The 25,441-nt window shown below is 46.9% G+C and carries 7 protein-coding genes and 8 pseudogenes; 3 read left to right on the top strand and 12 right to left on the bottom strand.

Annotated elements, in window-relative coordinates; translation table 11 throughout:
- Window positions 1-336 precede the first annotated feature (336 nt).
- The 3 genes and pseudogenes from carA to AC0L66_RS15005 all read left to right on the top strand — a co-directional run bounded on the left by carA (window position 337) and on the right by AC0L66_RS15005 (window position 5,736).
- Window positions 337-1,476, top strand: a complete 1,140-nt coding sequence (gene carA / locus AC0L66_RS15015) for a glutamine-hydrolyzing carbamoyl-phosphate synthase small subunit (protein ID WP_265673681.1) — start codon at window positions 337-339, stop codon at window positions 1,474-1,476.
- Window positions 1,477-1,492: 16 nt separating this feature from the next.
- A pseudogene (gene carB, locus AC0L66_RS15010) lies at window positions 1,493-4,725 on the top strand (carbamoyl-phosphate synthase large subunit).
- Window positions 4,726-4,956: 231 nt separating this feature from the next.
- Window positions 4,957-5,736: a TSUP family transporter gene (locus tag AC0L66_RS15005; protein WP_265673683.1), complete on the top strand. Its 780-nt coding sequence runs from the start codon at window positions 4,957-4,959 to the stop codon at window positions 5,734-5,736.
- On the opposite strand, the pseudogene AC0L66_RS15000 reads toward AC0L66_RS15005, so the two are convergent.
- The 12 genes and pseudogenes from AC0L66_RS15000 to gltB (AC0L66_RS14945) all read right to left on the bottom strand — a co-directional run bounded on the left by AC0L66_RS15000 (window position 5,666) and on the right by gltB (AC0L66_RS14945) (window position 25,034).
- A pseudogene (locus tag AC0L66_RS15000) lies at window positions 5,666-6,534 on the bottom strand (LysR family transcriptional regulator). The gene AC0L66_RS15005 and the pseudogene AC0L66_RS15000 overlap by 71 nt on opposite strands.
- Before the next feature lie 48 nt (window positions 6,535-6,582).
- On the bottom strand, window positions 6,583-7,155 hold the full coding sequence (locus tag AC0L66_RS14995) for a flavodoxin family protein (RefSeq protein WP_265673813.1): 573 nt from the start codon (window positions 7,153-7,155) through the stop codon (window positions 6,583-6,585).
- Window positions 7,145-8,615: pseudogene (gene modF, locus AC0L66_RS14990) on the bottom strand (molybdate ABC transporter ATP-binding protein ModF). The gene AC0L66_RS14995 and the pseudogene modF overlap by 11 nt, the downstream one beginning before the upstream one ends.
- A gap of 147 nt (window positions 8,616-8,762) precedes the next feature.
- Entirely contained in the window at window positions 8,763-9,380 is a 618-nt protein-coding gene (locus AC0L66_RS14985; RefSeq protein WP_265673686.1) for a TRIC cation channel family protein, read from the bottom strand.
- Window positions 9,381-9,478: 98 nt separating this feature from the next.
- Window positions 9,479-10,299 (bottom strand): annotated as a pseudogene (gene btuF, locus AC0L66_RS14980) (vitamin B12 ABC transporter substrate-binding protein BtuF).
- Between the two features lie 3 nt (window positions 10,300-10,302).
- Window positions 10,303-11,256 carry a cobalamin biosynthesis family protein gene (locus tag AC0L66_RS14975; protein ID WP_473567833.1) on the bottom strand — a complete coding sequence of 318 codons (954 nt, stop codon included), beginning with the start codon at window positions 11,254-11,256 and terminating at the stop codon, window positions 10,303-10,305.
- Window positions 11,257-11,351: 95 nt separating this feature from the next.
- The gene (mtnN, locus tag AC0L66_RS14970; RefSeq protein WP_265673689.1) at window positions 11,352-12,047 is read right to left on the bottom strand and encodes a 5'-methylthioadenosine/S-adenosylhomocysteine nucleosidase; all 696 of its coding nucleotides are present in this window, start codon (window positions 12,045-12,047) and stop codon (window positions 11,352-11,354) included.
- Window positions 12,048-12,155: 108 nt separating this feature from the next.
- Window positions 12,156-12,590 (bottom strand): DUF1499 domain-containing protein, encoded by a 435-nt coding sequence (locus tag AC0L66_RS14965; RefSeq protein WP_473567831.1) that lies wholly within the window; start codon window positions 12,588-12,590, stop codon window positions 12,156-12,158.
- Between the two features lie 160 nt (window positions 12,591-12,750).
- Window positions 12,751-14,164, bottom strand: a pseudogene (locus AC0L66_RS14960) (FAD-dependent oxidoreductase).
- Window positions 14,165-14,182: 18 nt separating this feature from the next.
- Window positions 14,183-18,647: pseudogene (gene gltB / locus AC0L66_RS14955) on the bottom strand (glutamate synthase large subunit).
- A gap of 367 nt (window positions 18,648-19,014) precedes the next feature.
- Window positions 19,015-20,485 (bottom strand): annotated as a pseudogene (locus AC0L66_RS14950) (glutamate synthase subunit beta).
- Window positions 20,485-25,034, bottom strand: a pseudogene (gene gltB, locus AC0L66_RS14945) (glutamate synthase large subunit). The pseudogenes AC0L66_RS14950 and gltB (AC0L66_RS14945) overlap by 1 nt, the downstream one beginning before the upstream one ends.
- Window positions 25,035-25,441: the final 407 nt, after the last annotated feature.

The raw sequence follows: 25,441 nt of genomic DNA, 5'->3' as shown, positions 1-25,441 counted from the left end.
GTTTTTGCAAGTTAACCTTGCCTGGTTAACGTTTGCTTTCCTATATGTAAAATAATGATAACTCAGATAGGAAAATGTGGTCTATCAAATAAATGCAATTCGCTAACCGATTGAATTTTGATCTTTAAATGTACTTTTTTGAGGCTTTAGCTTAAAAACGTGCTCAGATGCAATAAAAGTTAGCTTATTTTTTATCTTGTTGTTGACACTCGTCACAGTGCTAATTAGAATACCGCCAATTTGTCTGTACTACCTCATGGTGCTTTTAAGCCGTATGTAGGGTGTCAGCATTGATATTTTATTTATATTTTTTGCATCTTTATTCTGGAGGTTATCTTGAGTAAACCAGCACTGTTAGTCCTAGAAGATGGGACTGTGTTCCACGGTATTTCCATTGGAGCAGACGGGTTGTCCGTTGGTGAAGTTGTTTTTAATACCTCGATGACGGGGTACCAAGAAATCCTCACTGATCCTTCCTATTCTCAGCAAATCGTTACTCTTACTTACCCTCACATTGGCAATACCGGAACCAATTCCGAAGATGAAGAATCTTCTTCAATCCACGCTCAAGGCCTTGTGATTCGCGATCTTCCTCTTATCGCTTCTAACTTCCGTAATGAACAATCTCTTTCTGATTATCTAAAATCGCAAAATATTGTGGGTATCGCCGATATCGATACACGTAAGCTGACACGTATTTTACGTGAGAAAGGCGCTCAAAACGGTTGTGTTGTTGCGGGTCACAATATTGATGAAGCTCTAGCGCTAGCTAAAGCAAAAGAATTCCCAGGCCTAAAAGGTATGGATCTTGCGAAAGAAGTGACGACAAAAGAAGCGTATCAATGGAAACAAGGTTCGTGGACGCTCACGGGTGGACTTCCTGAGGCGAAAGCAGACAGTGAATTGCCATTCCACGTTGTTGCTTATGACTTCGGTGCAAAAAGAAACATCCTACGCATGCTGGTTGACCGTGGTTGCCGCTTAACCGTAGTTCCTGCTGAAACGTCTGCAGAAGAAGTGCTTGCACTTAACCCTGACGGCGTATTCCTTTCAAATGGCCCTGGTGACCCGGAACCGTGTACTTACGCTATCGAAGCGACAAAAGTGTTCCTAGAGAAAGGTCTACCAATCTTTGGCATTTGTTTAGGTCACCAAATTCTAGCTTTAGCATCCGGTGCTAAAACGGTAAAAATGAAATTTGGTCACCATGGTGCTAACCACCCTGTAAAAGATTTGGATCGTGATGTTGTGATGATTACCTCACAAAACCACGGCTTTGCGGCTGATGAAGCGACGCTTCCAGAGAATCTACGTGCGACGCACAAGTCACTGTTTGACGGTTCTCTACAAGGTATTCACCGTACCGACAAGCCAGCATTTAGCTTCCAGGGGCACCCTGAAGCAAGCCCAGGTCCTGAAGACGCAGCGCCGTTATTCGACCACTTCATTGAACTAATTAAACAGCACAACGCTTAATCCGGAGTAGTAGAGAATGCCAAAACGTACTGACATTAAAAGTATTCTAATTTTAGGTGCTGGCCCGATCGTAATCGGTCAAGCATGTGAGTTTGATTACTCTGGTGCTCAAGCTTGTAAAGCGCTTCGCGAAGAAGGTTACCGAGTTATTCTTGTTAACTCTAACCCAGCGACAATCATGACTGACCCTGACATGGCCGATGCCACTTACATCGAACCAATCCAGTGGGAAGTCGTTCGCAACATTATTGCGAAAGAAAAGCCAGATGCGGTTCTCCCAACGATGGGTGGTCAAACGGCGCTTAACTGTGCACTAGACCTAGAAAAGCACGGCGTTCTTGAAGAGTTCGGCGTAGAAATGATTGGTGCAACGGCAGACGCGATTGATAAAGCAGAAGACCGTTCACGCTTTGATAAAGCAATGAAGTCGATTGGTCTTGAGTGTCCTACCGCGGATACGGCGAAAACGATGGAAGAAGCTTACAAAGTTTTAGACATGGTTGGCTTCCCTTGTATCATTCGTCCATCGTTTACGATGGGTGGTACGGGCGGCGGTATCGCTTACAACAAAGAAGAATTTGAAGAAATCTGTCGTCGTGGTTTGGACTTATCTCCAACTAATGAACTTCTTATCGATGAATCACTTATCGGTTGGAAAGAATACGAGATGGAAGTGGTTCGTGACAAAAACGACAACTGCATCATCGTATGTGCGATTGAAAACTTTGACCCAATGGGTATTCACACAGGTGACTCAATCACTGTGGCGCCAGCTCAAACGCTGACAGACAAAGAATACCAACTCATGCGTAACGCATCTCTAGCAGTACTGCGTGAGATTGGTGTTGAAACAGGTGGTTCAAACGTACAGTTTGGTATCAACCCGAAAGATGGCCGTATGGTTATCATCGAGATGAACCCACGTGTATCTCGCTCTTCTGCACTAGCATCTAAAGCAACAGGTTTCCCAATCGCTAAGATTGCAGCGAAACTGGCTGTTGGCTTCACGCTAGACGAGCTAATGAATGACATCACTGGCGGCGCAACGCCAGCATCGTTCGAACCAACAATCGACTACGTAGTCACTAAGATTCCTCGTTTTAACTTCGAGAAATTTGCTTAGGTGCTAACGACCGTCTAACGACACAAATGAAGTCGGTTGGTGAAGTGATGGCGATCGGCCGTAACCAACAAGAATCGCTACAAAAAGCACTTCGCGGCCTAGAAGTAGGCGCAACGGGTTTTGACGAAATGGTAGACCTAGATGCACCTGATGCGCTAACCACTATCCGTCATGAGCTGAAAGAAGCGGGCGCAGAGCGCATTTGGTACATCGCTGACGCATTCCGTGCTGGTATGTCGGTAGATGGTGTATTCAACCTAACGCAAATCGACCGTTGGTTCCTCGTTCAAATCGAAGACATTGTTAAGTTAGAGCAAGAACTGAAGGCGAAAGGTTTTGCTGGTCTAAATAAAGACGAGTTAAACAAGCTCAAACGTAAAGGTTTTGCCGATGCGCGCCTATCTAAGATTCTAGGTGTAGCGGAAAGCGAAATTCGTCGTCTACGTGACCAATACGATATCCACCCGGTATACAAGCGTGTGGATACGTGTGCCGCTGAGTTCTCATCAGATACGGCTTACATGTACTCATCTTACGATGATGAGTGTGAAGCGAACCCAACAGACAAAGAAAAAATCATGATTCTAGGCGGCGGTCCAAACCGTATCGGCCAAGGTATTGAATTTGACTACTGTTGTGTACACGCATCACTAGCACTACGTGAAGATGGCTACGAAACTATCATGGTTAACTGTAACCCTGAGACTGTTTCTACAGACTACGATACGTCTGACCGTTTGTACTTCGAGCCAGTAACACTGGAAGACGTACTTGCAATCGCTCGCGTTGAGAAGCCAAAAGGCGTTATCGTTCAGTACGGTGGTCAAACGCCACTTAAACTGGCTCGCGCTCTTGAAGCGGCTGGCGTACCTATTATCGGTACTAGCCCTGACGCCATCGACCGTGCAGAAGACCGTGAGCGTTTCCAAGTGGCAGTAGACCGTCTAGGTCTGCTTCAGCCAGAGAACGCGACAGTGACTACCATGGAGCAAGCAGTAGAGAAATCTCGCGAAATCGGCTTCCCATTGGTTGTACGTCCTTCTTACGTACTTGGTGGTCGTGCGATGGAAATCGTATACGATGAGCAAGACTTACGCCGCTACTTCAACGAAGCAGTAAGCGTATCAAACGAATCTCCAGTACTACTTGATAGCTTCTTAGATGACGCGATTGAAGTGGACGTTGATGCGATTTGTGATGGTGAGCGTGTTGTTATCGGCGGTATCATGGAGCACATTGAGCAAGCGGGTGTTCACTCAGGTGACTCAGCATGTTCTCTTCCTGCCTACACGCTAAGCCAAGAAATCCAAGACGTCATGCGCGAGCAAGTTGAAAAACTAGCATTTGAGTTAGGTGTTCGTGGCCTGATGAATACGCAGTTTGCTGTTAAGAACAACGAAGTGTACCTCATTGAGGTGAACCCTCGTGCAGCGCGTACGGTTCCGTTTGTATCGAAAGCAACAGGCGCACCAATCGCTAAGATTGCGGCACGTGTCATGGCGGGTCAATCTCTAGAGTCTCAAGGCTTCACTAAAGAGATCATTCCGCCATACTACTCAGTGAAAGAAGTAGTACTGCCATTCAACAAGTTCCCTGGCGTTGACCCACTATTAGGCCCAGAAATGCGCTCTACTGGTGAAGTTATGGGTGTTGGGGCAACATTTGCTGAAGCTTACTCAAAAGCTGAATTGGGTTGTGGTCACATCTACCCTGAGGGTGGTCGTGCACTGCTTTCTGTTCGTGAAGGCGATAAAGAGCGCGTCGTTGACCTTGCTTCTAAGCTAACGAAACTGGGTTACCAGTTGGATGCGACTCACGGTACGGCAGTGATTCTGGGCGAAGCGGGCATCAACCCACGTCTAGTGAACAAAGTGCATGAAGGTCGTCCTCACATTCTTGACCGTATCAAGAACAATGAGTACACCTACATTGTGAACACGGCGGCTGGTCGTCAAGCGATTGAAGATTCTAAAGTCCTTCGTCGCGGCGCTTTGGCTGAGAAAGTGAACTACACCACTACGCTAAATGCAGCGTTTGCAACGTGTATGGCTCACACGGCTGATGCGAAAACATCAGTGACCTCAGTTCAAGAGCTGCATGCTCAAGTGAACGCAGCGAAAGCTTAAAGCTCACGAAGCACCAGTTACTAGCTAAGTTCTAATGGATAGCTCTAGTTCTAGCTGAGCTCTAGTTTAAAAAATCCCGCTTTCGAGCGGGATTTTTTTATTTGTAATATAAGTAAGAATCACGTTCCACACTGTTTCCTAATTGGAATAGGTTGTTATCCATTGTTTCGCTTTAATTTATGGTATGAACCCGTACAATTTTGTTTAATTTGATGCGGGTGAGTGGAGTTCATGGACGTTACTTTCGACATATTGATGATGCTATTTTTTGTAGCTGGTTTGGCTGGTTTTATTGATGCAATGGCAGGAGGGGGCGGACTCTTAACGTTGCCAGCACTTTTGTCTGTTGGGGTGCCCCCAACACAAGCGCTAGCGACCAACAAATTGCAAAGCTCATTTGGGAGCTTTTCTGCCACGTGGTATTTCGTTCGAAACGGTATTGTTGATATTAAAGAAATGCGCTTAGCGATTGCGTGTACTTTTATTGGCTCAGCGGTGGGGGCAGAGCTGGTTCAACATATTGATGCTGGTATCTTGACGAGTCTTATTCCGGTCTTACTACTGGGTATTTCGTTATACTTTTTGCTAGCACCTCAAGCTGGAGAGGGCGGGGGTAAGCCAAAGCTGTCTGAGACCATGTTTGCCTTTTCTGTTGGGACTGGTGTCGGGTTTTATGATGGTTTTTTTGGTCCAGGAACGGGTTCTATTTTTACGATTTGTTTTGTCGCCATTGCCCAACTTTCTATTGTGCACGCCACGGCGCGAACCAAGGTTCTGAACTTTACCTCAAATATAGCCGCGTTATTATTCTTTGTTTTGGCTGGCCTCCCTGTGTGGGAAATCGGTTTAGTGATGGCGATAGGAGGCTTCATTGGCGCGCGTATGGGAGCCAAAATGGTGGTCACAAAGGGCAAGAAGTTCATCCGCCCGTTGGTGGTCATCATGTCAATGGTGATGGCGATAAAACTACTCTTGGAACAGCATCCTCAATGGTTTCAATCACTGTTTTAGCTCGATTATTCTTTAATGCCGTTGGTCGGTAAATCAGGTGTATTGGCCGAGTAAGAGCGGATAAAAAGGCAAAGTCAAAACACAGCGCCTCATCAATATGTAATGTCTTAATAATGGACATCGGTACGAGAAGCTAGGTCCCGCCCCTTTAATCGCAAGCTGGGCGGCGGCCGTGTACGAATCCATTTGCATGCAAGGAACAATTTGGGATTGCTGTAGTAAGGCGGCTTGGTATGTGTTAGCTGGGTTATTGAGATCGTTGGTGATTAGAGTTTTTGGCGCACAGTTTAAAGGTTGATGACTAACAATTTTAAACGGTTCATCAAATAAGTGAGTCGCGTGTAGTCCTAATTTTGCACTGAGGTGCCCCGCACAGAAACCAATCATGGCATCACCCGAACGGACATGCTCAACAATTCTTGGAGTGTGATTAGTCGTGATGGTGAGGTATGGGTCTTGAGCCAGTAATGGGCTAATAAACTCGCTAAGGTAGCCAGCAACGAGCGTTTCAGAGCAGTCAATACGAATCAGGGTTTGATCGCTATGTTGCTGCTCTTCTGATATCAATCCTTTCAGTTCATTAACGCTGGTGCCAATGCGCTCAATGAGATCTAACGCATCTGGTGTGAGCTTTATCTGTCGACCGTCCGGTTCGATGAGCTTCTTTCCTAAACGTTTTTCTAAGTTAGCAATACGCTTACTCACCGCAGACTGGCCGATGTAAAGTCGGCTGCCTGTACGGCTCATGGTTTTTTCTTGCGACAAGACCAAGAGTGTTTCAATACCTTCAAGTAGCATGGCTATCAATGAAATATGGGAATGGATAATGTCTAGGTTATCACGATTTTAGTGGTTGTGTAATGAAAGGCAGTGTGCGAGACGTTGGCCAAAGTAGTAAGCGGTGGCAAGGTCGTTGTCATCAACTAAACTGGAGTCGGGTAAGGTACTGGCAACGAGTCCAATAGACGAACCTGTTCTATTAAGCTTAAGTTGGTCGTTGTGCTGTGAGGTGTCTAAACCCGCCCAAAGCATGGCATGCTGGCAGGCTAGGGTGAAAAAGCTAAGCAAGGTTTGCTGTTGCTCTCCATTGAGGCTTCCTCCAACAGTGAAGCCTGCTGCCAACTTATTTCGCCATGCCAGGTCGACGTAATCATTGCTACTGGCATCCATGAATGCTTTAAATTGCGCTGCGGCAGACCCCATATAAGTGGGGCTACCAAACACAATGGCGTCTTGCTGCTGCAAGACGTTAAAGATGTCCTGACGGATATAGCGACCTTCAACAATGTCGCTAGATAGAATCTCAATCTGAGTAGTGGTCACTCCGGCAGCAGTGGAGCCTGCGGATATTCTTTCTGCCAGCATTCTCGTTGCGCCAGTGTGAGAAAAATACACGATAGCCATTTTCTTACTCATCAGTGACCTTAGCCTTGTTGGTGATTTTTATTTGATAGCCATCTTCTTGGAGGTTAGGAATAAAATCAACAAAGTTCTGGATACTGTCTAGCGTATCTTCGGTGTAATGCGAGACGTATAACAGTTGGCTAAGGTTCTCTTTGGCAATCATGTTGAGCGCGTTCATAACCAGTTTTCTACCAAGGTAATCAAGTCCTTGATACGGCTCATCTAGAATGAGAATGGTCGGTTGTTTTATAATGGCTCGGGCAATTAATAGTAGCCGTTGTTGGCTGTATTCAAGCGCCTTAAATGAGGATTGGGCAAGGTGTGCCATGTGCAGTAAGGTCAACCATTCTTTTGCGGTATCAATTTGTTTTTTTGTGGGCTTATCGTAGAGCCCTATCGAGTCAAAAAAGCCAGAGAGCAATACATCAAGCGCATTGCAACTGACTCGATATTGCAAGTGTAGTGAGGATGACACCATCCCAGTATGTTGTTTGATGTCCCACACGGTTTCACCACTGCCGCGTTTCATGCCATAAATTTGAATATCGTTGCTGTAACACTGTGGGTGGTCGCCAAAAATCAGACCCAGCAGGGTACTTTTCCCACATCCATTAGGGCCTCGGACTTGCCAGTGCTCACCATGATTGATCTGCCAATTAACATTGGAAAATATCTTTTGGTCAACGTATTCGACACAACCATTGGTAATTTGAATGAGCGGGTCACTAAATGCAGAGGTATGTTGGTGCTTACGGATTAATTCCATCCACTGTTCACTCTGAATCGCGGATTGAGACAGCAATTGGGCGATCAGGGGATGGCAGGCCCATTGCTGGTAACTGAGTTCTTCTTTTAGTGTCCCGTTTTCAAATAAGGCAATATGATTAACCCACGTTGGAATTTCATCTTCTCGTGAGGTAATGAGAATGAGTTGTACATGAGCGGATAGATCGTAAAGGTAGTCGGCGAGTATTTTTCTGTGGGCATGATCGAGACCAACAAAAGGCTCATCAAGGACGAGGACTTGTGGCGAAGAGGAGAGTGCACGAGCCAACATCACGCGACGAGTTTCACTAGGTTGAAAGCTGTTTGAAGCCGCGGTCCTTTAAGTGCAGTAAGTCTAACTCCTGCAGCAGCTGCTCTATGATCACGGGGTTGTCGCACTGTTCAGAAATCAGCTGTATCACACTCCGGCCATGATCGATTCTGTCTAAGAAGTCAGTGTCATCGTTGGCATGTTCTAATTCGAGCAGTCGTTGTTGTTCGGCCAGTGAGACCTGAGCAATGTGGCAGTGGTTGGTATCGACACTGCCCGTATTAGGCTCGATTTCTTTACAGAGTAGATCTCCAATCACGGACCCAACATTACCTTGGGTCTCAAAGACACCCCAGTGCTCTTTATGCTTAAGTTGCCAAAAAGGAATACATAGCGTTTGAGATTGATTGAATTGAACTTGATTGAACGTGATCGCCATGAGATCTCCTTATCTCGAATAAATCCATCTTTCCGCATTACTTGAATAAAAAACGGTCAGGTATTCAACATACTAGAGCAATAAGGAAAATTGAAGTATGAATGTCAGAGAATGGCGCAACTCTGACATTCATATTGTGAGAACGGGCTATTTATCGAGTGCAAACGTTGGTAGAGAGAGTTGCCAGCGAATGGCACCAAGCCGAATGATGAGCGTGGTAATGACACAACTTAAAAAGGCACTTTCTGGCGTCGCACCGAGCATGAGCGTCGTGGTGTAAAAGGCTCCGCCAATAATACAGGCAGTCGCGTAGACTTCGCGGCGTAAAATCATCGGAATTTCTCGGGCGAGGACATCTCGAATAATACCGCCGCCGCAGCCTGTTATCACCCCCATAATAATGGCGACTAAGGCCGAGTCTTGATAATTCAGTGCTTTCTCTACTCCGATACCAACAAAAACGGCCAGTCCGATAGCATCTGAGACAGGGAGTACCCACCATGGCAGTCGGCGAGGGTGTCTGATGAGCATCATCGTGAGTAAGCATGTGACAATAATGACCCATAGGTAGGTGGTATCGGTGATCCAGAAGACGGGTGTCGCGCCCAACGACATATCTCGGATGGTGCCACCACCGATTGCAGTGACGCTGCCCAATACCATAACGCCAAAAGGATCCATCCTTAGTCTTCCTGCGAGAATCACGCCTGATATCGCAAATACCATTGTGCCGAATAGATCGACTAAATAGAGCATGGAGTCCACGTTAAATACTCATTGAAAAATGTCTTATTAAAAGTGCGGCAATTTTACGGTAATTATAGACGCTTCGCACCTGATCTTGTCATAGTGCGAGCGAATTCTTATTGAGACTGCCTAACGGTATCGAAATGCTGGCAAACTTGTTCGATGGCCAACAAAGTACGGGGGTTGGTCGGTTGAGCCAGTCAGACGTCAGTGTCCACATATGCTTTTTCTCGACAGCGGGGAGTTCTGCAGACCACTTCTGCCACATACCGCCATCTTTAATGGCGTGCTCTGACGTGAAAATAGCGTCTGGTTGGCGAACAATAATTTGCTCTGGGCTGACCTGAGGGTAAGGTGCTTTACTGTTGGCAAAGATATTTTCCCCGCCGCAGAAGCGAAAGACTTCACTTGGCCAGCTGCCTTGTGCCAGAGTAATGATTGGTTTTTCACTCAGTTGATAAAAATAACGAACGGGTTTATCGGTTTGTGAGGCTGATTTTAGCGAGTCTAATCGTTGTCGAAAATCGGCGGCAGCGCTTTGGCCGATAGTAGGGTCGTTAGCATAAGCACTGAGCGCTTCGATATTATCAGCGATATTCTCAAGTGTTTTGGTTTTTGAATAGACAAGGTTAAAGCCAAGTTGGCGAAGTTTATCTAACTCACGGGCAGGGTTCCCTGCTGGCCAAACGAGTATTAAGTCAGGTTGCAGTGCGACGATACGTTCGAGTTTAATGCCTTGATAGTTAGCCACACGCTCGAGTTTTTTTGCCGCTTCCGGATAGTCACTGTATTCACTAACAGCAATGAGTTGTTCGCCTAAGCCTGCCGCATAAGCCAGTTCAGTGGCGTGAGGGGCAAGACTAATGACTCGCTGTGCTGTGGCTAGCGCAGGTGAGGAAAGGCACGCCATAATCATGACTGCCAGAATATGTTTCATCGATTAAAATCCTTTATGAATCATTATCATGATGGTGCTTTGTAGCATTAACCAAATATAGACCCGCCACGCGATATCTTTCTGTAAGACGGCGAGGTGATACGCCGATGGGACTATTTTTCCGCCAATTCGGGCGCGTTGATACTTCGTTGAGTCGTACATAGCTGGCCCACCGAACGAAAGCCCAAACTTGTTTGCGTACCCACATAGCAGCCAATTGGTGATTGGGTTGTGCCAAGTCCGGCTTTGTTCTATGGCTGAAGCAATACTTTGTCGTGATGCGCCTATCATGATGAGCAGTGCGAACAGTTTTTGTGGCGCTGCATCAAGCAAAGAAAAGGCGACAAGAGCAGGCTTACCAAAATGTTGATAGTGAGGCTGAGCGGGGCTCCAACTGCGAGCTAATTCCATCGCCAATCGGTAGATGAGCGCGCCGATTCCACCAAGTAGACCATACCAAAACAGCACGCCAATGACGCGTCGAGAGTAGCCCAATATGAGTGTTTCTGCGGAGGCTTTACCTAATCCAATCAAAGACAAAGGTGATGTTTCTCTATTTACACTCGTTTGTAATGTGGTGCGCACATAGGCTTTATCTTCTTTGGATAAACCGCGTATGAGCAGCTGCGTTAAGGTCTCATTGCCTCGCCAGTCCAATGCTAAAAGTAGCAGTGCTAGTTGATAAAACTGCGCTTGCCAAGCCAATGATTGCATGGCGAGTAATACTGCAATGGTAGGAAGGATAAAAAGTGCCCATGCTAGCAATCCGGAAAACGCTTGTTGGGGCGCGGTGCTAGTTGGCTGATTGACTTTACCTGCGACGGCTATCGCTAAGCGCCGCCAGTAATAAATAGGGTGAGCACTTTGGGGAATAGGAATCAACAGGTGAAAAATAAGTGCGCCCCACATCACGAGAAGCGCACCATTGGCATAGAAACTCTCTAGAAAAGAGTTCATTAACGAATCCTTGTTATTCTAATTAACTCGTCCTTGCAATTTGGTTCTTGTTATCAAATCTTTGTTGACAGCAGAACCCAAGATCAAGCTTGAGCTTATTTGAGTAAGCTGACCATTTTCACAACCATTTCAGATGAGCTTTGTGCTGCTAATGGTAGAAATTCTTCAAAGCTCATTGGTGATTCTTTATCGGCAACATCAGAAATCGCACGAACAACCACAAACGGCGTGTTGAATTGATGACAAGTTTGAGCAATCGCAGACGCTTCCATCTCAACCGCAATGACGCCAGGGAAGTTAGCGCGGATCGCTGCTTGGCGCTCTGGGCGACATACAAATTCGTCACCAGTACAGATAAGACCACGTACCGCGTGTTTATCTTGCATCTGAGCCAGCGCTTGTTCAGCAATGTCCATTAGCTTTTTATCAGCAGTGAATGCCGCTGGTTGACCTGCCATTTGTCCGATTTCGTAGCCAAAAGCAGTGACGTCAGCATCGTGGTGACGAACTTCAGTTGAGATAACCACATCACCTAGGTTAAGCGATGATTCAAAGCCACCTGCAGAACCGGTGTTGATAACGACGTCAGGTTGATAGTCACTAAGAAGAACCGTGGTGCCAACCGCTGCTGCCACTTTACCGATACCCGATTGAAGTAACACAACGTCTGCACCATTGAGTTGTCCCGTGAAAAAGGTACAGCCGCCTTTTTTCACTTCGACTAAATTTTCTAGAGCAGATTTAAGGATAGAAACTTCTTGTTCCATTGCGCCAATTACGCCGATTTTCATAGAGACTCTCTCAAGTTGGAAAACGTATTCGGCGTGCAGTATAGCAATAGTCTTGGTTCACCCCAACTATCTTCTATCCGCCTATTTACCTTCGCTTACCTCTTACAATCAAGGTTGTACTATGAGACCCGTTTCGATGAGTTTGGCTCTAAATGCTTCGACTCGATTTCTATTCACCTTGAAATCGTAGTAGCCGATACGAGCTTCTGAGCGCACGAGTAGCTGGCCGTCTTCGATTTTTAATTCCATATCGTCAACATAGCGAAAGACTTTCGATTTATATTCTATGCGTAGGTAGTTACCTTCTTTTGCGGCCACGCTTGAACGAGGAAAGCTTAACGCGACGGTTTCTATTTGGTCAATATTCGTGCCGTTGGTGAGTTCAAATGGCGCAATATTGAAGTCTTCACGGTCATCTTGAGTGGAGACACAGCGAGGGCTGTCACCACATGGTAGATGGGAACGGTCGGTCATAGTAGTAGTCCCTGCACCGCATGCGGTGAGTAATAAAAGAGAGAGGGAGACGATAGTGATGTTGTTCATTAATCTTCCTTGTCATGCATGGTCTTTCGTGAGTGCACGTTGAGTGTATAGACACTGCCAATACTCACTTTATGTCGTGATGGTTAACACTGACAAGTCGCAACGTTAAGGTCACCCTTGCTTTCAAGGGTGACGACAGTAGTACGTGTTAACAAAGCATTTAGACTTCTAAGAAGTCTAGTATACCTTCTGCGCCCTTACGTCCTTCATCTATTGCTGTGACAACCAAATCGGATCCTCTTACGGCATCGCCGCCAGCAAAGATCTTTTTATTCGTCGTTTGATACATAAACTCTTGTGTCGACGGGGCTTTAATTCGTCCCCATTGGTCAAGCTCGACACCAAAAGGTTCCAACCATGTCATTTGGTGAGGCTGAAAACCAAACGCCATTATTACAACCTCAGCGGCTAACACATGTTCGCTGCCTTCAACTGGTTCAGGTCGGCGTCTGCCAGCTTCATCCGGCTCGCCTAGCGCAGTTTTGACAACCTTGACGCCGCAGGTATTGCCGTTGCTATCGATCTCTATGCCGAGCGGTTGTAGGTTGAACATGAAGTTAACACCTTCTTCTTTGGCGTTTTTCACTTCGCGTCGGGAGCCTGGCATGTTTATTTCGTCACGGCGGTAGGCACAGACGACGTTGTTCGCTCCTTGGCGAATGGAGGTTCGTACACAGTCCATCGCAGTATCACCGCCGCCTAACACCACGACATTTTTCCCGGCCATGTTCATAAACGGCTGAGTAGTGGGAAGGTCCATGACCTTGTAGGTGTTGGATATCAAAAAGGGCAGCGCATCGTAAACGCCGGGCGCATTCTCATTGTCCAACCCAGCACGCATGTTTTTGTAAGTCCCCACCCCTAAGAATACGGCGTCATAGTCGCTGACTAACTCTGACATTTTAACGTCTTTTCCTACTTCAGTATTGAGTCTAAATTCGACCCCCATGTCGCTAAAAATTCGGCGACGATTGGTCATGACGTCTTTCTCTAGTTTGAATGACGGTATGCCGAAGGTAAGGAGTCCGCCAATCTCAGGGTAGCGGTCGAAGACAACGGGTGTGACGCCATTGCGAACGAGCACGTCTGCCGCGGCGAGGTTGAGCAGGTCCTGCACCAATGATGGCGACTTTTTTATCCGTCCATTCAACGTGAGAAATATCCGGCTTCCACCCCATTTCAAACGCTTTATCGGTGATGTATTTTTCCACATTGCCAATCGTTACTGCACCAAAGTCATCATTTAAGGTACAGGCGCCTTCACATAGCCTATCTTGTGGGCATACCCTTCCACACACTTCCGGCAGACTATTCGTTTGGTGAGAGAGCTCGACGGCTTCGATAATTCGCCCTTCATTGGCAAGCTTTAACCATTGAGGAATATAATTGTGGACCGGGCATTTCCATTCACAATAAGGATTCCCACAGTCTAGACATCGATCGGCTTGAGCGGTGGCTTGCTGCTTGGTAAAGGGTTCGTAAATTTCAACAAATTCAATTTTACGAATCTTGATCGGTTTCTTTGCCGGATCCACACGACTGACATCGATAAATTGGTAAACGTTCTGGCTCATAATTTTAGCTCCTTGCCATTATTGGGCTTGAACGCGCAGTTCGGCGGCGCTTCGGCTTTGGTGACCCAGCAGCGTACGCAAATCCGCAGCTTTTGGTTTAACTAGGTAGAATTTCGGAATCCATTCATCAAAATTCGCTAGAATATTCTCGGCGTGCACCGACCCCGTTTCTTCAAGGTGCTCTGCAATTAGACCTCTTAAATGTTCTTGGTGAATGTAAAGGTCAGCCAGAGCAAGCGCTTCAACAGATTCTTCGTTGACGCGACCATTGAAGTCTTCATTCGCGTCAAGAACATAAGCAAATCCGTCGGTCATACCAGCACCAAAGTTCACGCCTGTTGATCCTAAGATAGCGACAATACCTCCAGTCATGTATTCACAGGCATTATCTCCCGCCCCTTCTATTACCGTGATGGTGCCAGAATTACGTACACCAAAACGTTCGCTAGGCTGTACCTGCCGCAAACAGTTTACCGCCAGTGGCGCCATACAGGCAGGTGTTACCAATGATAGTGGCTTCGTTACAGATAAAGGTGGTGCCGACATGAGGCTTAATGACAATTTTGCCACCCGCCATGCCTTTTCCTACGTAGTCATTCGCATCCCCAGTTAGGGTAATATCCACCCCGCCCGCATTCCAAACCCCTAGAGACTGGCCCGCCGTTCCATCGAGGTGAAGTTGAATGGGGCTGCTTGCCATTCCTTGGTTGCCATAACGCTTGGCAATTTCACCCGACAAGCGTGCACCGAGGGAGCGGTCTGTATTTCGTACGTTGTAAAATAAGCGGGTGGATTGTCTTTTTTCCACGGCTGTGAGTGCATCTTCTACAATTTTGCTATTGAGTTCGGCTTTATCAAACGGGTTGTTGGGTTGAGTCCAGTACAATGGGAAATTCTGTGGCGATATCGGGGCTTCCAATATTGGCGATAAATCCAGTTTACTTTGCTTGGCTGTTAACCCTTCCACTGCTTGCAGTAGGTCCGTACGTCCGATGAGATCGGTGAGTTTTTCGACACCCAGCTGCGCTAGGAGCGAACGTACTTCATCGGCTAAGCCTGTGAAGTAGTTAACCACCATGTCTGGCAGCCCTTTAAAGTACTCTTTTCGCAAGGTTTCGTCTTGAGTCGCCACCCCTGTAGCGCAGTTGTTTAAGTGACAGATTCTTAAAAATTTACAGCCCATTGCCACCATGGGAGCCGTGCCAAACCCAAAGCTTTCCGCGCCTAAAATAGCCGCCTTCACCACATCAAGCCCTGTCTTTAATCCGCCATCAACTTGTAGGCGAATCTTATGACGTAAACTATTGGCGACTAACGCTTGTTGCGTTTCTGCAAGCCCTAACTCCCACGGGCAACCAGCGTATTTAACCGAGGTCAGCGGACTGGCTGCGGTGCCACCATCATAGCCTGAAATGGTAATAAGATCGGCGTAGGCTTTGGCAACTCCAGTGGCAATGGTCCCGACACCGGGTTCAGAAACCAGCTTGACTGAAACCAGTGCATTCGGGTTCACTTGCTTAAGGTCGAAAATAAGCTGAGCAAGATCCTCAATGGAGTAAATGTCATGATGAGGGGGAGGGGAAATTAACGTCACCCCTTGTACGGAGTAACGTAGCTTAGCGATTTCTGCGGTGACTTTATGGCCCGGTAGTTGCCCGCCTTCTCCCGGCTTGGCTCCTTGTGCCACTTTGATTTGTAGTACGTCTGCATTACATAAATAATGCGGAGTCACCCCAAATCGCCCAGAGGCAATTTGCTTGATTCTTGAGTTTCGGTTGGTGCCAAAGCGTCTTGGATCTTCTCCCCCTTCGCCTGAGTTAGAATACCCACCAAGTTGATTCATCGCCATGGCGAGCGCTTCATGTGCCTCAGGGCTTAGCGCACCAATAGACATGGCAGCAGAATCAAAACGTTTGAATAGATCGCTAGCAGGCTCAACTTGCGATAAGGAAAGCGGAGACAGAGATGTTTTCAACGTCATGAGATCGCGCAACATGGCGACTGGGCGAGTATTCACTTGCGTGGCAAAGGATTGATAGTCTTGTGTGTCACCCGTCTTAACGGCTTGTTGTAAGGTGCCAACCACGTCAGGGTTATAGGCATGATACTCTCCGCCGTGGACATATTTTAATAGACCACCGTGTTCGGTTGGTTTGCGTTTTGTCCAAGCTTTGCGTGATAAATTGAAAATATCTTGCTGGAAATCTTCAAAGCTCGCGCCTTGAATTCGGGCCGTCACGCCTTTGAAGCAGAGCTCAACCACGTCATCATGGAGTCCGACGGCTTCGAAAAGCTGTGAGCATCGATAGGAGGCGATGGTTGAAATGCCCATTTTCGACATGATTTTATACAGGCCTTTATTAATGCCGTTTTGATAGTTTTGCATGGCAACGCGATAGCTCTTGTCGAGTACGCCATCTTCGACCATTTTACTGAGTGTTTCATAGGCAAGGTAAGGGTAGACCGCCGTTGCCCCAAAGCCTAATAGAACAGCAAATTGATGAGGATCCCTTGCCGTGGCGGTTTCCACTAATAGATTGGTGTCGCAACGTACGTTGGCATTTATCAGTTGTGTTTGTACTGCGCCAACCGCCATAGCCGCGGGAATCGGTAAGCGGCCTTTCGTGAGTTCTCGATCAGAAAGCACCAGCAACACAGTTCCGGCTTTAACCACTTCTTCCGCTCGGACACATAAATCGACAATGGCTTGCTTAAGGTCTTTTTGCTGCGGGTCAAAGTTGATGTCCAGAACGGTGTGTCGATAATGCTCTTCACTTAGGTTAAGGAGTTGCTGCATGTCTGAGTAAAGCAGAACTGGTGAGTTAAAAGCGACGCGGTAGGCATGTCCATCTGTTTCACAAAAAACATTCATCTCTTGCCCTACGCTGGTAGCCAGTGACATGACATGCTTTTCGCGTAGCGGATCGATGGGTGGGTTGGTGACTTGAGCAAACTTCTGCCTGAAGTAGTCAGTAATGAGACGCTCTTTTGAGGACAGGACTGCCATCGGCGTATCATCACCCATGGACCCCACCGCCTCTTGACCCATATCACCTAATACCCGTAGTACTTGATCGGTTTCTTCATTGCTCATGGCAAATTGTTTCTGATACGTACTTAATTGTGTAGCATCGAAACTGCGTTTACCCACTTCATCGTCCGACAACTCAGAAAAAGGCGTTAACTTATGGACATTATTCTCCATCCACTCTCGATAAGGGTGGCGACTTTTTAGATCGTCATCAATTTCATTTGAATGCCATAATTTGCCATCTTGAGTATCGACAACTAATAGTTCTCCGGGTCCGACTCGTCCTTTTTCTGCAACTTCATCTGGGGCGTAATCCCAAATGCCCACTTCAGAAGCAAGAGTAATAAGGTTGTCTTTAGTGATGACATAGCGGGCAGGTCTTAACCCGTTGCGGTCAAGGTTACACGCTGCGTAGCGTCCATCAGAAAGTACAATACCTGCAGGACCGTCCCACGGTTCCATATGTTTTGAATTAAAATCATAAAATGCGCGAAGGTCGGGATCCATATCAGGGTGGTTTTGCCACGCGGGTGGCACGAGCATTCGCATCGCTCTGAATATATCCATCCCTCCCGATAAAAATAGATCGAGCATATTATCTAGGCTTGAAGAGTCTGAACCTGTTTCGTTAACAAATGGTGCGGCGGTTTGTAAATCAGGCAGCAGAGGAGAAGCAAATTTGTATGCGCGCGCTTTTGCCCATTGACGGTTACCTTCAATAGTGTTGATTTCACCATTATGAGCAAGATAGCGAAAGGGTTGTGCCAGTGGCCAACGAGGCTGGGTATTCGTAGAAAATCGCTGGTGGAATAAACAGATCGCTGACTCCATTCTAAGATCGGCAAGATCAAGGTAGAAGCGCGGAAGATCCGCAGGCATACAGAGACCTTTGTAGACAATAACCTGTGTGGATAAGCTACAAATATAGAACTCTGAGTCGTCAGCGGTGGCTTGCTCAATGCGTCTTCTAGCAATGTAAAGGCGACGCTCAACATCTTGCTCACGCCAGCCTGCTGGTGCTGAGACAAAACATTGCACTATGTTAGGCAGTGATTCTGCTGCGATGGGGCCTAGCACGTCCGGGTTGACTGGAACTGTGCGCCATCCTGAAATAGTTAAGGTTTCTTGCGCGAGTTCTTTGGTGATAGTGTCTTTGGTTGCCTGTGCTTTGACAGGATCATTGGATAGAAACAGCATGCCGACAGCGTATTGTTTACTCAGATTCCATTGATTTTCTTGTGCGAGAAGACGAAAGTAAGTGTCTGGTTTTTGCAGTAGTAGACCGCAACCATCGCCTGTTTTTCCATCGGCAGCGATACCACCACGGTGTGTCATGCGATCGAGCGCAGAGATGGCGGTACGAACTAATTTGTGGCTGGGCTGGCCTTGCATATGTGCGATAAGGCCAAATCCGCAGTTGTCCTTCTCAAGACTTGGGTCATAAAGAGCCATTGCCTTTCTCCCTTTGAGCGTGCTGTCTTCCTGACAGTAAATTGATGCTTTTTAATGATTTTTCTTTTTATAAGAATCAAAAATCCATGAGTTATATTTTTAACAAATAGTGCGAATTTTATTTGCACCAACTTCACAACGTATAGCTTATGGTTGTAAACGTCAAGTATTCAGCATGTCATCATGTAGAACTGAGAAAAACCATGCATTTACCTGAATCGTCAGGTGGTGTTGCAGCGAATATTGAAACATGGCAGGAAAAATGACGGGGAATGCATAGGAAAAAGCGACAAAAAAGGCCAGCAAGTGCTGGCCAAATTAGGAAGGAATGTGCTGGCTGCTTATTGATGCAGCCATGCATTTATTGCTAAGCGGAAAGCATTAATGAATTAGCCTTCGCTTCAAGGTTGGTGTTACCCATTAGGTATTCATCGATAGAACGTGCACACTCACGTCCTTCGTTGATACAACGTACCACTAAAGATTGACTCGGTACGCATGTCCCCAGCAGCAAACACGCCTTGTTGATTCGTTTGGAAGTCTTGCGTTGCCACATTGCCACGATCATCAAGTTTCACGTCCAATTGTGCCAGTACGCCTGTTGGTTCAGGGTGTAGGAAGCCCATAGCAAGGAACGCTAAATCACATGGAATAACACGCTCGCTGCCCGCGACTTCATCAAAGCCAGGACGCTCGCCTGGTTTTGCGTCTTGCCATACGATGTCGGCAATACGTAAACCCGTGACTTCGCCTTTATCATTACCAATAAATTCTTTGGTTAAGATATTCCAATGACGCTCACAGCCTTCTTCATGCGAGGTCGTGGTTTTCATGATCATTGGGTATTGAGGCCAAGGCATATTTGCAGGACGCTTCTCTGGTGGAATCGGCATGATTTCCACTTGAGTGATGCTGCTGGCTTTGTGGCGGTTAGAAGTACCAACACAGTCGGAACCAGTGTCACCACCACCGATAACCACAACATGCTTATCTTTTGCATGAATTTCTTTGGTTTTCAAATCCATATCGTTAGCACGACGGTTGTTCTGACCTAAGAATTCCATGGCAAAATGGACGCCTTGTAGCTCGCGGCCGGGGATAGGTAAATCGCGAGGTACCGTTGAGCCACCTGTGAGCAGAACCACATCGAAGTCTTGGCGTAGCTGTTGTGCATTGATGTCGACACCGATATGCGCATTGACTTCAAATTTAACGCCAGCATCGGCCATTAAGTTGATCTTACGATCAATGATGTCCATGCCCAGTTTGAAGTCAGGGATACCAAAGCGAAGTAAACCACCGACTTTTTCATCACGCTCAAAAACCGTCACAGAGTGACCTGCGCTATTAAGCTGTTCGGCTGCAGCAAGTCCTGCAGGGCCTGAGCCAATGATCGCGACCGTTTTTCCACTGCGAATGCGCGGTTTTTTCGGCTTGGCGTAGCCTTCGCGATACGCTGTTTCAACGATGGTTTTTTCGATATTACAAATGGTAATAGGGTCTTGGTTGATCCCCAGTACACAAGCACTTTCGCAAGGAGCAGGGCAGACACGGCCAGTAAACTCCGGGAAGTTATTGGTCGAGCTTAGAATGTTCCATGCTTCTTCCCAGCTGTCACGAAAAACCGCGTCATTGAACTCTGGGATGATGTTACCGATTGGGCAACCGTTATGACAAAACGGCACGCCACAATCCATACAACGAGATGCTTGAGTATTGATTTTTGAACCAAACTCTTCATTGAGAACAAATTCTTTGTTGTTTTCAATACGAACCGACGGGTCAAGCTTGTTTGGCAGCTCGCGACCGTGTTCTAAAAATCCAGTAGGCTTACCCATTATACTGCCTCCACTTCTTCCGATTGTGCTTGTTGTGCTTCAGCTTTGCGCTTTTGAAGAACCGCCTTGTAATCACGCGGCATGACCTTAACCAAAGAGGTTAGGCTGGTTTCAAAATTAGCAAGGAAAGACTGAGCAACTTCACTTCCTGTGAATTCAACGTGCTTAGTTAGCATATCAAGTAGAAGATCTTTATCTTCTTGCTCGATTGGATCGAGGTCGACCAATTCTGGGTTAAGCTTGGTTTCAAAATCACCCGCTCTATCCCAAACGTAAGCCACACCACCACTCATACCCGCCGCAAAGTTGCGGCCTGTTGAGCCGAGGATAATAGCCACACCGCCAGTCATGTATTCACAACCGTGGTCACCGACACCCTCAACAACAACCTTCGCACCTGAGTTACGAACACAGAAACGTTCGCCAGCCAACCCGCGAATGAAGGATTCGCCTGAGGTGGCACCGTAGAAACAGACGTTGCCCACCACGATGTTATCTTCAGCAACGATAGATGATTTCGCATCTGGATACAGCACTAGCGTACCGCCAGATAGACCTTTACCCCAGTAATCGTTCGCGTCGCCTTCGACTTCGAATTTCACGCCTTTCGCAAGGAAGGCACCGAAAGATTGGCCAGCACTACCGTGGAACTTGACGTTCATTGGTTGTGGTAAACCTTGGTCTTTGTAAACCTTCGAGATTTCGTTCGACAGCATGGTACCCGCAGAGCGGTCTGTGTTGATGATAGGGAAGGTCGCGTTAACGGCTTCGCCTTTCTCAAGCGCTGGAATAGCGGCTTGAATCAACTTGCGGTCTAGAACCTCTTCTAGGTTATGGTTTTGTTGTGTCTGGTTATAGATCCCGTCTTCTGCACGAGCCTGTTCAATATGCAGAACTGGTGTGAGATCGAGGTTCTTGTATTTCCAGTGACCGATGTCATCACGAACTTTAAGTTTGTGAGATTGCCCCACCATTTCGTTAATAGAACGGTAACCTAGCTCAGCCATGACTTCACGTAGACCTTCCGCCATGTACTGGAAGAACGTCACGACGTCTTCTACGCGGCCGTCGAAACGCTCACGCAGTGTTTTGTTCTGTGTTGCGATACCAACAGGACAAGTATTCTTGTGACACTTACGCATCATGATACAGCCTTCAACAACCAGTGCTGCGGTTGCTACGCCCCATTCTTCTGCGCCAAGTAACGTCGCTACTGCAAGGTCACGTGGGGTTTTCATCTGACCATCAGACTGAACCACGATACGGTTACGTAGGCCGTTTTTCAGTAGTGTTTGGTGAGTTTCTGCTAGACCAAGTTCCCAAGGCAGGCCTGTGTGACGGATAGAAGACATTGGAGACGCGCCCGTACCGCCATCAAAACCAGCGATAAGTACCACGTCCGCTTTCGCTTTCGCTACACCTGATGCAATCGTACCTACGCTCAGCTTCTGAAACGAGCTTCACGTTTACACGGCCATTACGGTTGGCATTTTTCAGATCGTAGATCAGCTGAGCCAAATCTTCGATTGAGTAGATATCGTGATGTGGCGGTGGCGAGATAAGACCGACGCCCGGAGTCGAGTGACGTGTTGCACCAATCCAATCATCGACCTTATCACCCGGTAGTTGACCACCTTCACCAGGCTTCGCGCCTTGAGCCATCTTAATTTGTAGCTCATCAGCGTTAGATAGGTAGTAAGACGTGACACCAAAGCGACCAGAAGCCACTTGTTTGATAGCCGAGCGTTCCCAGTCACCGTTTTCTTTGCGTTCGAATCGAGCTGGATCTTCACCACCTTCACCCGAGTTTGATTTCGCGCCAATGCGGTTCATGGCAACAGCCAGTGTTGAGTGAGCCTCGTGCGAGATGGAACCAAAGCTCATTGCGCCAGTGGCAAAACGCTTAAGGATGTTCTCGATCGGTTCAACTTCTTCCAGAGGAATAGAGCCTGCGGGATTCTTGATGAAATCCAGTTGACTACGTAGCGTTGCTGCGTTGTCGCCTTGGTCATCAACGGCTTTAGCGTACTTCTTGAACTGACCGTAATCTTTGTTACGCGTCGATTCTTGAAGTAGAGAAATGGTTTCTGGATTGAAGAGGTGCTTCTCACCACGTTGTTTCCACTGGTAAACACCGCCAACATCAAGGATTTGAGCTGGGATTTCACGAGCTGGGTAACCAACGCGGTGACGAACTAGAACTTCACGTGCGATATCGTCAATCGTTAGACCTTGGATACGAGATACAGTACCAGTGAAGTATTTCTCAACCACTGATTTGCTGATACCAAGCGCTTCAAAGATTTGTGCACCGTGGTAAGACTGCAGCGTAGAGATGCCCATCTTAGAGAAAATTTTCAGTAGACCGCCATTGACCCCTTTGCGGTAGTTGTCGAACAACTCGCGAGGGTGAAGGCTTGGGTCTAGCTTTTTAGTGCGCTGCAACTCAACGATGGTTTCAATAACCAAGTATGGGTTGACGGCATTCGCACCGTAGCCAATTAATGTTGCAAAGTGGTGCGTTTCACGAGCATCGCCCGTTTCAACCACGATGTCACACTTAGCACGTAAGCCTTTACGGATCAGGTGGTGGTGAACAGCACCAACAGCCAGCATAGCTGGAATAGCGGCGTGGTTAGAGTTCACCGCACGGTCTGTCAGTAGAATAATGGAGTAACCATCAATAACTGCGTCTTCGGCATACTGGCAAATACGTTTCAGTGCACGTTCTAACTTACCTGGCTCTTCGTTTGCTTGGAATACGATATCCAACGTCTTCGCTTGCAGGTGCTCATTATCAATAGCACGTAGCTTTTCTAGCTCAGAGTTAGAAAGAACCAGGTGACTCAAGCTCTACTTTTTGACAGTGTTCAGGGGTTTCAGCAAGGAGGTTCTGATCTTTACCTAGGTAAGTGTTCAGAGACATGACCATGCGTTCACGAATCGGGTCGATTGGTGGGTTAGTTACCTGAGCAAAAAGTTGCTTGAAGTAGTTTGAAAGGTGCTGCGATTGATGAGAAAGAATCGCGAGCGGCCAGTCAGCACCCATGGCAGAAAGTGGCTCGTAGCCTGTTTTCGCCAGAGGGAGAATAATTTCGTTCACTTCTTCAGAGCTGACACCAAACGATTGTTGTTTGTGTAGCAGTTTTTCTGGAGAAGGTTGGCTAAATTCGTTGCTCGCATCGGGTAGCTTTTTCAAGCTCAGTAGGTTTTCTTCAACCCACTTTTCGTAAGGCTGTGCTTTAGCGATACCATCTTTCACTTCTTCATCCGAAATGATGCGGCCTTGCTCAAGATCAGCAACGAAGATACGACCAGGTTGTAGACGACCACGGTACTCTACGTTTTCTGGTGCGATTTCAACAACGCCAGATTCAGATGCCATGACTAGGAAGTCATCTTTAGTCACGGTGTAGCGAGATGGGCGCAGACCGTTACGGTCTAGTGTCGCACCTACTTGAACGCCATCAGTGAAACACACAGAAGCCGGACCATCCCATGGTTCCATGACGTTGGCATGATATTGATAAAATGCGCGACGTGTTGGGTCCATGTTTTTGTTTTCTTGCCATGCTTCCGGAATCATCATCATTAATGCATGTGGCAAAGTGCGACCAGACAGAACCAGCAGCTCTAACGCCATATCAAAGTTTGATGAATCTGAGCTACCTTCCTGACAGATAGGCAACAGCATGTCGATTTCAGCTTGTGTAAACAGATCCGATTCAAGGATCGCTTCACGTGCTTTCATCCAGTTTAGGTTGCCTCGTACCGTATTGATTTCACCATTGTGGGCGATGTAACGGAAAGGCTGTGCTAAACGCCAGCGAGGGAAAGTATTGGTAGAGAAGCGAGAGTGCACGAGTGCAAGCGCAGTTACCATGGTTGGGTTTTGTAGATCTAAGAAGTACTGAGGGACTTGCTCGGTGGTTAGTTGACCTTTATAGACCAATGTCTTGTATGACATTGAGTTGATGTAAAAGTCATCACCGATGTTAGAAATACTTTCTAAACATACACGTACCGTGTAGTTACGCAGTACATAAAGCTTACGCTCTAATTCTTCAGGTGTGCAACCTGGACCGCCGGATACAAATACATGCTCAAATTGCGGCTCTGTGCTTAGAGGGTCTGCACCAATCATGGAGTTATCTGTTGGCAATACGCGGTAGCCAATGACTTCAAGGTCAAGGCGTTGAGCATTACGCTCTAAGATATCGCGACATTGTGCGCGTTTGTGCTCGTCCTTAGGGAATAGAACAACACCAACACCGTACTTTTCAAAAGAAGGCAACTTGATACCAAGTTTTACCGCTTCTTCTAAAAGAAATTCATGGGGCTTTTGCAGTAAGATGCCAGCGCCGTCGCCACTGCATGGATCGCAGCCTTGACCGCCACGGTGTTCCATACGCGCAAGCATATCGAGGGCTTGTGTGACTACATCATGCGATTTACGGTTTTTAAGGTGAGCAACAAAACCGATACCACAAGCGTCATGCTCCAGTTCTGGAGTATACAGACCTTGTGTATTCTGCTCTCTATCTACCATAGATACTTCCTTCCAGTTAAATCCAGGCACAACAAAAGTGTGTGGTTGTGCCTTGTCCTTTGTAATTTTGATTCTTGACTGCCAGAGGGGGCAGTGTCGATTCCATTCTGCATCTCGCAGGAAAAGTATTGCGAGAAAAACAATCCGTGGTGATATTCCGCAACGTCTACTCACTTTCTAGTGAATTATTTTGGTGGGAAAGGAATATCGCCTTTATTCTACTAATCTGAGCTGTAATCCTAACAGCAGAATCAGAAGAATTGTGTAAGTATCCTACAATTTTGTTCTCGGTAATTCCAACTAAAGTTTCTTCTGTAACCCATTTTTTTTATTTGAAATTGAATACAATTGGTAACATAACGCTAACATTCGGCGCTTTTTTCTTGTTTTTGTGCATATTTATTGAT

The organism is Vibrio sp. GJ43-1 (assembly GCF_055808835.1).
This window is presented reverse-complemented; position numbering and strand designations above follow the sequence as displayed.

Bases quoted from the DNA above. Each gene is read 5' to 3' on its own strand.
- AC0L66_RS15005 (WP_265673683.1), top strand. From the start codon at position 4,957: ATGGACGTTACTTTCGACATATTGATGATGCTATTTTTTGTAGCTGGT.
- AC0L66_RS14975 (WP_473567833.1), bottom strand. From the start codon at position 11,256: ATGAACTCTTTTCTAGAGAGTTTCTATGCCAATGGTGCGCTTCTCGTG.
- mtnN (WP_265673689.1), bottom strand. From the start codon at position 12,047: ATGAAAATCGGCGTAATTGGCGCAATGGAACAAGAAGTTTCTATCCTT.
- AC0L66_RS14965 (WP_473567831.1), bottom strand. From the start codon at position 12,590: ATGAACAACATCACTATCGTCTCCCTCTCTCTTTTATTACTCACCGCA.